Origin of the sequence: Aestuariivita sp. (assembly GCF_049276915.1) — a bacterium.
Classification (GTDB): domain Bacteria; phylum Pseudomonadota; class Alphaproteobacteria; order Rhodobacterales; family Rhodobacteraceae; genus Aestuariivita.
This window is the reverse complement of the sequence record NZ_JBASXK010000054.1, coordinates 23730-36974: the sequence shown is the minus strand read 5'-3', so window position 1 is coordinate 36974 and position 13245 is coordinate 23730. Positions and strand designations below refer to the sequence as shown.

The following is a 13245-nucleotide window of genomic DNA, read 5'->3' as shown; positions in this document are numbered from 1 at the left end:
CAAAAGCGCATGGACACGCCGACGCGCCCGCCCGAGAGGCGCTCGCGCGCCTCGCTTGGTCTGAGTGCCGCGGCTGCCGAGGGGCGCTTTGCGCTGCAAACCTGCGCCGAATGCCGGACCGTGCAATATCCCCCGCGCGATGCCTGCCAGACCTGTCTGTCCACCGATCTGCCCTGGAAAGATGTCTCGCCCAAAGGCAGGCTTTTGGCCGAAACGACGATCCGCACCTCGACCAACCTGTTTTTCCGCGCGCGCATGCCCTGGCGCACCGGCACGGTCCAGTTGGATGCCGGGCCGATCATCATCTGCCATGTGCACGGAGATTGCGCGCCGCGATCCCCTGTCATGCTCTGGAACCTGCTGGATCGGGCAGGCCAGGCCACCCTGCTTGCCGTTCCGCAAGAAAGAACCCCACTTATGGAAGACGACCCGCAATTGCGACAGATGACAGCCGACCCCAAGCACCGCCGCGTGATGATCACCGATGGCCGACACCCCGGCACGCCAGCGCTGGTCAAGGCGCTCAAAGATGCAGGGGCGGCCCAGATTCATGTCGGAGAGGCCGAGACATGGCGCCCCTACCCCGGACGCGCGGCGTTGGAAAATCTGGGCGTTGATCTTCAGCCGCTGGATCTGACCGACACGGCCAGCGTGCAGAAACTTGCCGCGGAATATGGTGGCAAGACCGACATCATGATCAACAACGCCCGTTTCATGCGCCCGGGCGGCGTGTTGGCGCGCGGCGATACGGCCTTTGCGCGCGATGAGATCGACGTCAATTATCTTGGTCTGATGCGCCTTGCCCAGGCCTTTGGACCGGCCATGTGCGCGCGCGCATCCGATGGTGTGAATTCAGCCGTTGCATGGGTGAACATCCTGGCTGTCGAAGCGCTGTCAAACGCCCCCGATTACGGCTGTTTCAACGCCTCGAACGCGGCGGCCTATGCGCTGAGCCTGTCCTTGCGCGCCGAGTTCCGCGCTTCGGGGCTGCGGGTGATGAACGTCTTTACCGGCCCGACGGAGGATGACTGGTATGAGCCTTTGCCGCCGCCCAAGGTGACGGATACGGCGCTGGCCAAGTCCATCGTCAGCGGGCTGCAACGGGGTCTCGAAGACGTTTATTGTGGCGATATCGCCCAGGATCTGTACGAACGCTTTCGGCGCGACCCCAAGGTTCTGGAGCGCGAACGCACGATGGCCGGAGACATGGCATGAGCACGCTGGCAAATCTGGCCAGCGCTCTGGCTGCGGGCCGGATCGAGGTGATTGACCTCACCCATACGCTGGATCCGGATTTTCCGGTGATCATCCTGCCGCCCGAGTTCGGCCAATGCGCGCGTTTCCGCATGGAGGAAGTCAGCGCCTATGACCATCGCGGTCCGGCATGGAAATGGAACAATATCTCGATGTCCGAGCACACCGGCACGCATTTTGACGCGCCATCGCATTGGATTTCGGGGCGCGATGTGCCGCTGGGTTCGGTTGACGAAATCCCGGCTGAAAACTTCGTGGGCCCGGTTTGCGTCATCGACTGTTCCGCCGAAACCGCCCAGGACGAGGATTTCCTGATGACCCCTGCGCATATCGAGGCCTGGGAAGCAAAACATGGTCCGATCCCGGCAGGGGCATGGGTGCTGATGCGCACGGATTGGTCCAAACGCTCGGGCGCGGCCTATCTGAACATGGCGCAAGACGGCCCCCATTCTCCCGGTCCAAGCGCCGAGGCGATCCGCTTCTTGATCGACGCGCGCGATATCACGGGCTTTGGTACCGAATGCGTCGGCACGGACGCCGGGCAAGGCATGCATCTGTCGCCGCCGTATCCTGCGCATTTCATCCTGCATGGCGCGGGCAAATACGGCCTTCAATGCCTGGCCAATCTGGACAGGCTGCCCCCTACGGGCGCAGTGCTGATCGCGGCACCATTGAAAATCAAGAATGGCACCGGCAGCCCCTTGCGCGTGCTGGCGATGGTCGAGACATGACCCTGACAGCCGTCATAACAGGTGCCAACAAGGGCATTGGCGCGGATCTTGCCGGATGCCTTCTGGATCGCGGGTATCGTGTGATCAACATCTCGCGCACGACCTCGGATAATCCGAGCATTCACAATGTTTTGTGCGATCTTCTTGATGCAAGCGCAACGGCTGAAGCCGCCGCCGAGATTGCCGCCGCTCATGAGGTTACGCATTTCATCCACAATGCAGGCCTGATCTGGCCCAACCTCGTGGAAGAGGTCAGACCAGAAGATCTGGCCGGGCTGACCCAGTTGCACCTCGCGGCCCCCTTGACTCTGTTGCAAGCCTTTCTGCCCGCGATGAAGGCGCGCCAGTTCGGTCGCGTTCTGTTTAATGGTTCACGCGCAGCCCTGGGCGTGCCCACACGCACCGCCTATTCCGCGACCAAGGCCGGGATCATCGGCATGGCGCGCACATGGGCGCTGGAGCTTGCTGCGCATGGGATAACCGTCAATGTCGTGGCTCCGGGACCGGTGCGAACGGATAACTTCTGGTCCATCATCGAGAAAGACAGCGATCAGGAGGCCGCTCTGGCCAAACGCATTCCCGTGGGCCGCCTTGGAGAGACCCGCGACATATCGAATGCCTTTCTCTATTTTTGTGACCCCGAGAACGGCTTTGTCACCGGACAGACGCTCTATGTCTGCGGTGGCGCAAGTATCGGGACCTTGCAGCTGTGAGTGGCCCGGGGATGCATTGAAAGACAACAGTTTAACGAGAGGCGAGAGTGTGCAACGGTGAAACAAAAAAAGATCACAGCAACAGATCAACCAAAAGGGAGACCAACATGTTTCAAAAATTGATCACCACCACGGCTGCAGGTGTTACTGCCGTCGCCATGACTGCTTCGGTCGCATGGGCCGAAGTCGAACTGACATATTCAAGCTGGCTGCCCTGGTCGCACCCGGTGAACGAAAACATCTACATCCCGTGGATGGACGCGATCGAGGCTGAAAGCGAAGGCCGCATCAAGTTCAACCGGCTGCCCAAACCTGTCGCAGCACCCCCCGCACACCTGGATGCGGTCCGCACGGGCCAGGCCGATGTGGCGTTTTCGGTTCACGGGTATACGCGCAACCAGTTCACACCCTATCTGTTCGGGGAATTCCCCTTCCTTGGCGAAAGCGCCGAAGCGACTTCGGTGGCCTTCCAGCGCACCCATGACAAGTTCATGGCCGATCTGGACCTCTACAAAGGTGTCCTCGTAATCGGTGTGAACCTGCACGGCCCCGGTCAGGTGCACCATTCCTCGAAGACCATGCAAACACCTGCCGATTTCGAGGGTCAGAAGTTCCGGACCGGCGGTCCGATCCCTCTGGCGATCGTCGAGGCCTGGGGCGGTGTGTCGATCCGCCAGCCCGCGCCCAAATCGTTCGAGATCCTGTCTTCGGGCATCGCGGACGGCATTCTGTTTGTCTGGGAAAGCCTGCCCTCGTTCAAGATCACCGAACTGGTGCCCTATTCGACAACGATGCCGGGCGGCTGGTACAACTCCTCGCATTACCTTGTCATGAATGCGCGGGCCTATGACAACCTACCTGACGATCTCAAAGCGATCATCGACAAGCACTCGGGCGAAGCCTATGCGCGTATGGCCGGTCAGGGTTGGGATACCATCAACAAATGGGGTTATGAAACGGCCCTCGCTGCTGGCAACACCGTTGTCGAAGCCTCGCCCGAATTGCAGGCCGCATTGCAAGAGCTGAACACCCAGTTCACTGCCGACTATATCGAAGCCGCCAAGGAATTCGGTGTTGACGGCCAAGAGGTCATCGACTTCTTCATGGGCGAGGCGAAAAAAGCCGCCTCGTCGATGTAAAGTCGGATGGATCCGGTTCCAGCAACCTCGGCCGCGGTGCATATCCGCGGCCTTACCCCGGCCAGCAATGTGCTGGCCGGGATTGCCTGCATCGTTCTTTTTTCCATGATGCTGTTGACCTTTATCGACGTGATGGGCCGCTATGTATTTCTGGCCCCTTTGCCTGCAGCCTATGAGATGATTTCCCTGATGATGCCCGCCATCATCTTTTGCGCGCTACCAATGAGCATGCTGCGCGAGACCCATGTAACAGTTGATCTGCTGGATTCCTTTGTCCCGAGCGCTCTGGTGCGGGTGCAGGGTGTGGTCGTCAATCTGGTGAGTGCGGCGGCGCTTGCGCTGGTGACATGGCGGCTGGCCATCAAGACCCGCGACGATTTCGAATTCGAATCCGTCACAGATGAATTGTTGCTGCTTTTATGGCCCTTTGGGTTGGGCATGACGGTGCTGTGCGCCATTGCCACTTTTGCAGCTGTGATCAACGCCTGGACCTATGCGTCCGGTGCCAAGACAAGGGCATAACCTGACATGATCGAAGCTTTGGTTGGCCTTGCTGCCCTTTTGATCCTTGCATTCATGCGGATCCCGATTGCGATGGTGATGATCATTGTCGGCTTTCTGGGCATGACTTACGTGCTCAACCCCATCGGGGCACTTTACAACGTGGGCCAAACCGCGTTTGACGCAGCGATCAATTATGAGCTGTCCGTTGTGCCGTTGTTCGTGCTGATGGGCAACCTTGTGGCCCGCGCCCGGCTTGCCTCGGAACTCTACAACGCCTCCAACGCCTTTCTTGGTCACCGCAAGGGCGGGTTGGCCATGGCCACGGTCGTTGCCTGCGGAGGCTTTTCGGCGATCTGTGGCTCGTCTCTGGCAACGGCCGCGACCATGTCGAAGGTCGCCATGCCGTCGATGCGCAAGTTCAATTATTCCGACACGCTGGCTACAGGCTCGATCGCCGCGGGCGGCACGCTTGGCATCCTGATCCCGCCGTCGGTCATTCTGGTGATCTACGGCATCCTGACCCAGCAAAGCATCGGCAAATTGTTCGCAGCCGGTCTGATCCCCGGCCTGCTGGGTGTGCTTTTGTACCTGGCCGCTGTGCGCTATGTCACATGGCGTAACCCGGCCGCCGGCCCCGCGGCCGAGCGTCAGGACTGGAGCCAGCGCCTGTATGCGCTGCGCAACGTCTGGGGGGTGTTGGTGCTTTTCGGCATCGTGATGGGCGGTATCTATGGCGGTGTCTTTTCCCCCACCGAAGCTGCCGGCATCGGGGCTTTCGGTGCCTTCCTCTTTGCGCTGTTTCGGGGCGCTCTGACCTGGAAGGTCATGATGGAGGTGCTGATCGAAAGCGTCGAAACAACCGCGATGCTGTTCACCGTTCTGATCGGTGCGCTGCTGTTTGCAAACTTCATCAATTACACCGATTTCCCGCAGGCCCTGCTTGGCTTTGCTCAGCAGTTTTCCGACACGCCCTGGCTGGTGATCCTGGCGATCCTGGCAATCTATGTCGTGCTTGGCTGCGTGTTCGAGAGCCTGTCAATGATCCTGCTGACGGTGCCGATCTTCTTTCCGCTGGTGCGGGATCTTGGCTATGATCCGATCTGGTTCGGCATCGTGGTTGTTGTCGTCACCGAGATCAGCCTGATCACGCCGCCGGTCGGCCTGAACGTCTTTGTTCTGAGGGGCGTGTTGCCGGATGTGAAGACAAGCACGATCTTCAAAGGCGTCACGCCCTTCTGGTGCGCGGATCTGGTGCGACTGGCGCTGATTGTGGCCATACCCGCGCTTTCGCTGTGGTTGCCAAGCTTTGTCGTCTAGCGATGCTATGCGCCAAGCGAAAACGACACCGCGCCCAAGCCCGACATGGTGATGGTGATGTCGCGCACATGGTCTTCCAGATGGCGGATCGGAATATGTGTGCCGCACATCACCACCATGCCGGGGCTCAGTGGCACACCGCGCGCTTGCAGATGATTGACCAGCCACATAACCGCCTCGACCGGATCCTGCGGCGGCGTGCCGGTGGTTTCGCTCACCACAGCGCCGTCCAGCTCCAGCGTTACATGCATGTTGGGAAGATCAAGCTGATCGGGCGCGACAGAGGTCTCTCCCAGAACGATACCGGCATTGAACACGTTCAGCGCGACCGCCTGAGACAGTTTGAGCGTCGGCATCGCGACCCCGCGCTGGTCGATCACTTCGATCGAGGCGTGAAACCTGTCGATCAGCGCCATGGCACCGGCGCGGTCCACGGGCCCGCTCAGATCGCCCACTGCTTCGCCCAGAATGGCGCAGAGCTCAGGCTCGACAGACACGGACATGAAGCCCGCCAAGGGCAGAACCACACCGGTCTGATAAATCTCATCAGCAAGGATTCGGGCACAAACCGGCTCGGTCACGGCGAAATGCGCCATCTGAGGCGCGCCGTTCACCGCCAGTTTGAAGCCGCCCACAATGCCCGGAACTCCGGCGATGTAGGCGTCCTGCAAGCGATAGGCCTCGGCCATCTCGGTCACTTCAGGCATGTCGAAAACGCCCACACCAGCCCGCGCGCCAACCACGGCGTCTACCCAATCCTGATCCATCTTCACTCTCCTGTGCATCTGCCGGCGCACCTTGGCAAAGCGCGCGGGGGAAATCCACACCTCAAAGGAGCTTACCATGGCTGACCGCAAGAAACTGAGATCGCGTATCACGACGGACGGGCTTGACCGTGTGCCGCACCGCGCTTTCATGCGCGGCCAGGGTCTTGACGATGATGCGATTGCGCGTCCGATGATCTGTGTGGTCTCGACCCAATCGGAAACCTCGCCCTGCAACATGGGCCTCGGGGCACAGGCGCAACATGCCTATAAAGGCGTGCAGGAAGCAGGCGGCACCCCGCGCGAAAGCACGACGATATCGGTGTCCGACGGTCTCAGCATGAACCATCAGGGCATGAAGGCTTCGCTCATGTCGCGCGAGTTGATCGCAGATAGCGTAGAGCTGCTGATGCGCGGACATGCCTATGACGGCATCATCGGCTATGGCGGCTGCGACAAGAACCTGCCTGCGATGATCATGGGCATGGTGCGCATGAACGCGCCTTCGGTGTTTGTATTTGGCGGCTCGACCCTGCCGGGCATGTACAAAGGCAAGACGATCTCGATCCTTGATACCTACGAAGGTGCCGGGGCCGTCATGTCAGGAGATCTGTCGCACGAAGAACTGGATGAGATGGAGCGCGCCGCGATGCCCACCATCGGCGCCTGCCCCGGCCAGTTCACCGCCAATACAATGGGCATGATCTCGGAAGTGCTTGGCATCGCGCCGCTCGGCTCGTCCCTGATCCCGGCGGTCTATTCCGAACGGGCCGCACTTGGTCGCAAGGCGGGCCATCTGGTGATGGAGATTCTCGAGCGCGGCGGCCCGCTTCCCCGGGACCTCGTGACACGCGAGAGCCTTGAGAATGCCTGTGCCATCCTCGCCGCCACGGGCGGGTCGACCAATGCCGGGATGCACATCTGCGCCATCGCCAATGAGGCGGGAATTCCCTTTACGATGGATGATGTGGGCACAGTGTTCGAGCGCACCCCGCTGATCGGCAATCTGCGCCCGGGTGGGCAGTACTACGCGCTGGACGTGCACCGACTGGGCGGCGTGCCGGTGATCATCAAGGAACTGATCAAGTCGGGGCATATGCACGGGCATACATTGACACTGACCGGAGAGACGCTGGAAGACGCAACACGGGATGCTCCTGACCCGGACGGTGACGTGATCCGACCTGTGTCGAATGCCATAGACAGCTCTGGCGGCGTGATCGTGATCAAGGGCAACCTTGCCCCCCAAGGGGCCTTCATCAAGGTCGCCGGTCTCAAGCGCCGCATCCACGAAGGCCCGGCCCGCGTGTTTGACAGCGAGGAAGAGGCCATGGCCGTCATCCGCAAGCGCGGCTATCACGAGGGCGAAGTTCTGATCATCCGCAATGAAGGCCCCAAAGGCGGACCGGGAATGCGCGAAATGCTTGGCCCGACCGCCGTGATCTATGGCCAGGGCATGGGGGAAAAGGTGGCGCTGGTCACCGATGGCCGCTTCTCGGGAGCGACGCGCGGCATGTGCATCGGCTATCTCTCGCCCGAAGCCGGGGCGGGTGGCCCGCTGGCGCTGGTGGAAACCGGTGACATCATCCGCATCGACACCACGGAAGGCGTGCGCGCGATCGATCTGCATGTCGATGACGAGACGCTTGCCAGACGCAGGGCGGCCCTTGCGGCAGCCCCGGCCCGCAAACTGTCGGGCGCGATGGAGAAATATGCAAACGCGGTCCAGTCGGCCTATTTCGGCGCAATCACGCATTCGGGAAATGCCGAATGGCCGTTCGAGGATGCTCAGGATGACTAAGCCTCGCATCGGGTACCTGGGTACGGGCCTGATGGGCCTGCCCATGGTGATGAACCTGCTGAAGGCTGGCTATTGCGTCACGGTCTGGAACCGGACCGCCGACAAGGCCGCCCCGGCGGTCGATGCAGGGGCGACGCTGGCCGCCACCCCCGCGGAACTGGCGCGCACATCCGATATCGTCATGTGCTGCCTGACCAGCGCACCGGCTGTCGAAGCGGTCGTGTTTGGTGCAGACGGCATAGCCTCGGTCACCGGTCCGCAGATCCTGATCGACTTTTCCTCGATGGATCCGGGGCTTACCATCACTTATGGCGAACGACTGCGCGCCGCCAATGGCATAGGGTGGATCGATGCCCCCGTATCAGGCGGCACGCCCGCGGCGAGTGCAGGCACGCTCACCGTCATGACCGGTGGCACCGAAGAGGACTTCAAGACCGCAGCCCCGCATATCGAGCCGCTGTCCCAGCGCGTCACGCATATGGGGCCTGCCGGGGCCGGACAAATGACCAAACTGGTCAATCAGATCCTGTCGGGCGGCATAATGGCGCTGACAGCCGAAGCCGTGAATTTTGCCAAGGCCACAGGCGTCGACGCGGGCAAACTGACCGAGGCCCTGGCGGGCGGATTTGCCGATTCCAAACCTTTCCAGCTTCTTGCGCCCCGTATGGCGGCGGAAAATTTCGCGGATCCGCTGGGCACGGTCGCGATGATGCTCAAGGATCTGGACACCGTGGCCGCGGTGGCCGCGAACCGCGCCGCCCTGCCCCTCACCACGGCGACCCGCAGCTTGATGCGACAAGCCGTCGATATGGGCCACGCCGAAGATGACATTTCAACCATCGTTCTCCCGCTCAAGGGGCAGACATGACAACCATCGGCATGATCGTGCCCCCCGAGGACGGTGCAGTGCCCCCTGAACCGCCGGTGCTTTACCCCGACATGCGCTTCATCGCCCGTGGTCTGGGCCTGCCTGAACTCACGCCAGAGGGATATGACTCTGTCATCGACCATACCGCCGGCCTGGCGCGTGAGTTGAAAGACCAGGGGGCCGAGGCGATCTCTTTCATGGGCACCTCACTCAGTTTCTATCGTGGTGCCGCCGGGAATGCGCAGGTGATCGAGGCGATGACAGCCGCCACCGGGCTACCCGTCACCACAATGACGGATTCGGTGCTGGATGCCTTGCGCGCATGTTCGGCCAGACGCATCGCGGTCGCGACCGCCTATACCACGGTGGTAAACGAAGCCCTGCGCGACTACCTGGAGCGGGAAGGCCTTGAAATTCTCAGTCTGGAGGCGCTTGAACTGACCGATGTGGCGAGGATCCAGTCCACCGCATCGCAAGATCTGATCGCCCTGGGCCAGCGCGCCGCCAAAGCCGCGCCGCACGCGCAGGCGCTGTTCATCTCATGCGGCGGTCTCAGAACGCTTCCGGTGATCACCCCGTTGGAAGACATGCTGGATATTCCTGTTGTCAGCAGCGCCACGGCCGGGGCTTGGGGCGCTGCGCGTCTGACCGGTCACAGCGGGCGCGCCACGGGACATGGCCGACTTTTTACCCTCTGAAACGCGAAGCGGCCCTACCCATGCAAAGCCGTTTCACTTTGATTACAGCAACTTAAACGGCGCTTTTCAACCTTATGACAAGGCTTGATACATCCTGGCACCCGCCTCCCATCTTCTGCACATTCTTGTAAAACTGATCCACCAGAGCCGCTACAGGCAGGCTCGCTGCGATCTCATCGCTGGCATCAAGGCAGATCCCCAGATCCTTGCGATTCAATCCACGGCGAATCCGTGTTCAAAGTGATCATCCAGCATCGTCTCATGGCGATTGACCATCTTGGTCAACTGCCCCGAGCCGCTTTCGCCAAGGCGCACGCATTTCCTGGCAAAGGCATCAATCACCGGCTTTGTCGTGGGAATTGTTGACCGTGACCTCATGGCCCTTGGCCAGCAGGTGCCCGCTATCGGATAGCCCATCACGCCCAATCCAGGAAACGCCAGTTTCGCCATCTGCTTTCTGCCCGTTTTCACTTGATTTACTGTCGGCCCTGTACCTAACAGGCATCCGGAAGACGTCAAATCAAAGGGGCGGACATGCGCATCGCATTCACATGGCTGATACGGCTTACCGGAGCGGCAATCCTTCTGGTTCTGACGGCCGTCATTCTTGCCTATTACCTGGCGGCAGGTTCTTTGCCCGACTATGACAAGCGCGTCAGCGTTGACGATCTGACCAGACCGATCGAAATCGTGCGCGACAATGCCAATGTCCCCCACATTCTCGGAGCCACGGATCAGGACAGTTTTTTCGGCCTTGGCTATGCCCATGCGCAGGACCGCCTTTGGCAGATGACGATCCTGCGGCGCACCGCGCAGGGACGGCTTTCGGAAATCTTTGGCGCGCGCACCCAACGCATCGACACGCTGATGCGCCGCCTTGATCTCTATCGGCTGGCGCAGCAATCGGTGGCGGTTCAGGATGAGTATACGCGCGCAGCCCTTGAGGCCTATGCGAAGGGCGTCAATGCCCGCCTCGATGAGATCAACCGCGACGCCTTGGGACGCGGAGCGCCCGAGATGTTCTTCTTCAACGCACCTGTCGCCCCTTGGGTTCCGGCGGATTCGCTGGCCTTGATCAAGATCCTCGGCGTGCAGCTTTCGGGCCATTTGCAGGCCGAAGTCCTGCGGGCGCGCACCGCGCTGGCGCTTTCGGATCCCGCGCGCCTGGCCGATATTCTGCCTGATGCGCCCGGCACCGGAATCGCGGCCCTGCCCGAATACGCCAGCCTGTTCCCCGACCTGCCGCGCTTTGCTCAGGCCGAGCCGATGCCCAATGACCCGCTCTCACCTGTTCAGCCTTTGAAACTGGCCGGTGCATCCAACGCATTCGCTGCCGCCCCGGACCGCTCCGCTGCCGGAGGCACGCTGCTGGCCAGTGACCCGCATCTGGGCTTTTCCGCCCCGACCATCTGGTATCTTGCGCGCCTGAAGCTGGAGAGCGGAGACGTGATCGGGGCCTCTTTCCCGGGCGTGCCTGCCATCATGTTCGGGCGCAGTGACCGTCTGGGCTGGGGACTGACCTCGTCCTATCTGGACGATCAGGATGTCTATATCGAACAGCTCAACCCGCAAAACAACGAAGAATATCTGACGCCCACGGGCTTCAAGCCCTTCCAGACGCGCCAGAGCATCATCGAGATAAAAGACGAAACCCCCATCACCATCACGCTGAGGTGGTCCGAAAACGGCCCCGTTCTGCCGCCCAGCCAATATGCGCTGGGAACGGTCACGCCGCCCGGGCATGTGGCCTCGGTCGCCTGGACGCTGCTGACCGGGGAAGACACCAGCATGACCGCGGCCATGAACATCATGCGCTCGGATACAGTACAAGAGGCCATTGCCGCCGCCGAAGATTTCATCGCCCCCAGCCAGATGCTGACATTGGTGGACAGAACCAGCATCGGCATGAAACTGATCGGTCTGGTCCCGCGCCGCGACGTTGCACATCAAAGCCTTGGCCGATTGCCCTCTCAGGGTTGGCGGGCCGAGAACCGCTGGCAGGGACGGATGCCCTATGACTCCAACCCTGTTTTCGTGGACCCAAGAGGCGGCATTCTGGGCAATACGAACAACAAGGTGGTCGAGCGCCCCTTCCCCAATCACCTCTCGTATGAATGGGGCGACACGCAACGCGTGAACCGCTGGCAGCGCCTGATGCAGTCGCGCGAAGTCCACACCCGCGACAGTTTTATCGAAGCCCAGCTTGATCCGGTGAGTTTTACGGCCCGCTCGCTGCTGCCACTGGTCGGCGCGGATCTGTGGTTCACCGGTGAGGCCGCGCCAGACGGCACCACCGCACGTCAGCGCCAGCGCGCATTGTCCCTGCTGTCTGAATGGAACGGCGAGATGAACGAACATCTGCCCGAACCCTTGATCTATGCCGCCTGGCTGCGCGCGCTTCAGGATCGCCTGATCCGCGATGAACTGGGTCCTCTTGCGGATGCGTTCACCCATGTAGAGCCGCTGTTCATCGAGCGCGTCTATCGCAACATCGACGGAGCCGCCATCTGGTGCGACGTGGTCCAGAGCGCACCACAAGAAACCTGCACAGACATTGCGCGTCTGGCATTGGATGATGCGCTGATCTGGATCACCGAACGCTATGGCAGCGCGCTTGAATCCCTGCGCTGGGGTGATGCGCATCAGGCCACACATGACCACCCCACCCTTGGATCGGTGCCGGTGCTGCGCTATTTCATGAACATTCGCCAATCGACCTCTGGGGGGGACAATACCTTGCAACGCGGTTTGACCTCGGGCACCGACCCTGATCCGTTCTTCAATGTGCATGGGGCGGCCTATCGCGGGGTCTATGATTTTGCCGATCCCGACAGTTCGGTCTTTATCACCTCAACCGGCCAATCAGGGCATTTCCTGTCGCGTCACTATGATGACCTGGCCCAGCTCTGGCGGCGCGGCGAGTATATTCCCATGAGCCTCGATCTTGATCTTGCGCGGGCGGGTGCCGTGGGCATCACCATATTGGAGCCTGCCCAATGACGCCGCCCATCCTCAACCCTGTCTGCGAGTTGCGCGTGGATCTTGATCCGATCATGTCACTGGGAGAAGGCCGCGCCGGCCTGCGCAGGATCATCCCCATTGTGGGCGGCACGGTGCAGGGCCCCCGGTTGCAGGGGCGAATCCTCGATCTGGGTGCCGACTGGCAAACAATCTGGACGAACGGCACAGCTGAACTTGATACCCGCTATGCGATGCAAACCGATGACGGCGCTATCATCGACATCCGCAACTATGGCTATCGCCATGGGCCCGCAGACGTCATGGCCGCCCTCGCCCGCGGTGAAGACGTGGCACCGTCTTCCTATTACATGCGCACCCAGGCCCGACTTGAAACCGGCGATCCGCGCTATGCCTGGGTGAACAGCACGCTTTTTGTCGGAACCGGGCAACGGCAGTCCGCGCAGGTCATTCTATCGCTCTTTGCGATCGACTGAT

General features: G+C 61.1%; 12 protein-coding genes and 1 pseudogene. 11 read left to right on the top strand and 2 right to left on the bottom strand.

The genetic code is table 11. The annotated features are described in order from the left end of the window. The first annotated feature begins 9 nt into the window (after positions 1-9). The 6 genes from WAO69_RS05865 (at position 10) to WAO69_RS05840 (ending at position 5658) form a co-directional block, all read left to right on the top strand. Positions 10-1215, top strand: a complete 1206-nt coding sequence (locus WAO69_RS05865) for an SDR family NAD(P)-dependent oxidoreductase (RefSeq protein ID WP_422177119.1) — start codon at positions 10-12, stop codon at positions 1213-1215. After that, complete coding sequence (locus WAO69_RS05860) at positions 1212-1985, top strand: cyclase family protein (protein WP_422177118.1); 774 nt, start codon at positions 1212-1214, stop codon at positions 1983-1985. The genes WAO69_RS05865 and WAO69_RS05860 overlap by 4 nt, the downstream gene beginning before the upstream one ends. Further along, entirely contained in the window at positions 1982-2698 is a 717-nt protein-coding gene (locus WAO69_RS05855; RefSeq protein ID WP_422177117.1) for an SDR family NAD(P)-dependent oxidoreductase, read from the top strand. The genes WAO69_RS05860 and WAO69_RS05855 overlap by 4 nt, the downstream gene beginning before the upstream one ends. 107 nt (positions 2699-2805) lie before the next feature. Next, positions 2806-3837: a TRAP transporter substrate-binding protein gene (locus WAO69_RS05850; protein ID WP_422177116.1), complete on the top strand. Its 1032-nt coding sequence runs from the start codon at positions 2806-2808 to the stop codon at positions 3835-3837. A gap of 6 nt (positions 3838-3843) precedes the next feature. Further along, the gene (locus WAO69_RS05845; protein ID WP_422177115.1) at positions 3844-4359 is read left to right on the top strand and encodes a TRAP transporter small permease; all 516 of its coding nucleotides are present in this window, start codon (positions 3844-3846) and stop codon (positions 4357-4359) included. Positions 4360-4365: 6 nt separating this feature from the next. Continuing rightward, positions 4366-5658 carry a TRAP transporter large permease gene (locus tag WAO69_RS05840; protein ID WP_422177114.1) on the top strand — a complete coding sequence of 431 codons (1293 nt, stop codon included), beginning with the start codon at positions 4366-4368 and terminating at the stop codon, positions 5656-5658. Positions 5659-5663: 5 nt separating this feature from the next. On the opposite strand, the gene WAO69_RS05835 is transcribed toward WAO69_RS05840, so the two are convergent. Continuing rightward, positions 5664-6425, bottom strand: a complete 762-nt coding sequence (locus WAO69_RS05835) for a 2-keto-4-pentenoate hydratase (RefSeq protein ID WP_422177113.1) — start codon at positions 6423-6425, stop codon at positions 5664-5666. Between the two features lie 76 nt (positions 6426-6501). On the opposite strand from WAO69_RS05835, the gene WAO69_RS05830 reads away from it, so the two are divergent. Genes WAO69_RS05830 through WAO69_RS05820 form a run of 3 tightly spaced genes read left to right on the top strand, consistent with a single transcriptional unit; the run spans position 6502 to position 9789 of the window. Beyond that, positions 6502-8223, top strand: a complete 1722-nt coding sequence (locus tag WAO69_RS05830; protein ID WP_422177112.1) for a dihydroxy-acid dehydratase — start codon at positions 6502-6504, stop codon at positions 8221-8223. Next, positions 8216-9091, top strand: a complete 876-nt coding sequence (locus tag WAO69_RS05825) for an NAD(P)-dependent oxidoreductase (protein ID WP_422177111.1) — start codon at positions 8216-8218, stop codon at positions 9089-9091. The genes WAO69_RS05830 and WAO69_RS05825 overlap by 8 nt, the downstream gene beginning before the upstream one ends. Then, a complete protein-coding gene (locus WAO69_RS05820; RefSeq protein ID WP_422177110.1) occupies positions 9088-9789 on the top strand; it encodes an aspartate/glutamate racemase family protein in 702 nt (233 codons plus the stop codon). Before WAO69_RS05825 ends, WAO69_RS05820 begins: the two co-directional genes overlap by 4 nt. A 52-nt stretch (positions 9790-9841) precedes the next feature. On the opposite strand, the pseudogene WAO69_RS05815 reads toward WAO69_RS05820, so the two are convergent. After that, a pseudogene (locus WAO69_RS05815) lies at positions 9842-10137 on the bottom strand (NAD-binding protein); the annotation flags it as partial. A 186-nt stretch (positions 10138-10323) separates the two neighbouring features. Here WAO69_RS05815 and WAO69_RS05810 point away from each other — a divergent pair. Further along, positions 10324-12789, top strand: coding sequence for a penicillin acylase family protein (locus WAO69_RS05810; protein ID WP_422177109.1), 2466 nt, complete (start codon positions 10324-10326; stop codon positions 12787-12789). Continuing rightward, the gene (locus WAO69_RS05805) at positions 12786-13244 is read left to right on the top strand and encodes a DUF3237 domain-containing protein (RefSeq protein WP_422177108.1); all 459 of its coding nucleotides are present in this window, start codon (positions 12786-12788) and stop codon (positions 13242-13244) included. Before WAO69_RS05810 ends, WAO69_RS05805 begins: the two co-directional genes overlap by 4 nt. Position 13245 lies beyond the last annotated feature (1 nt).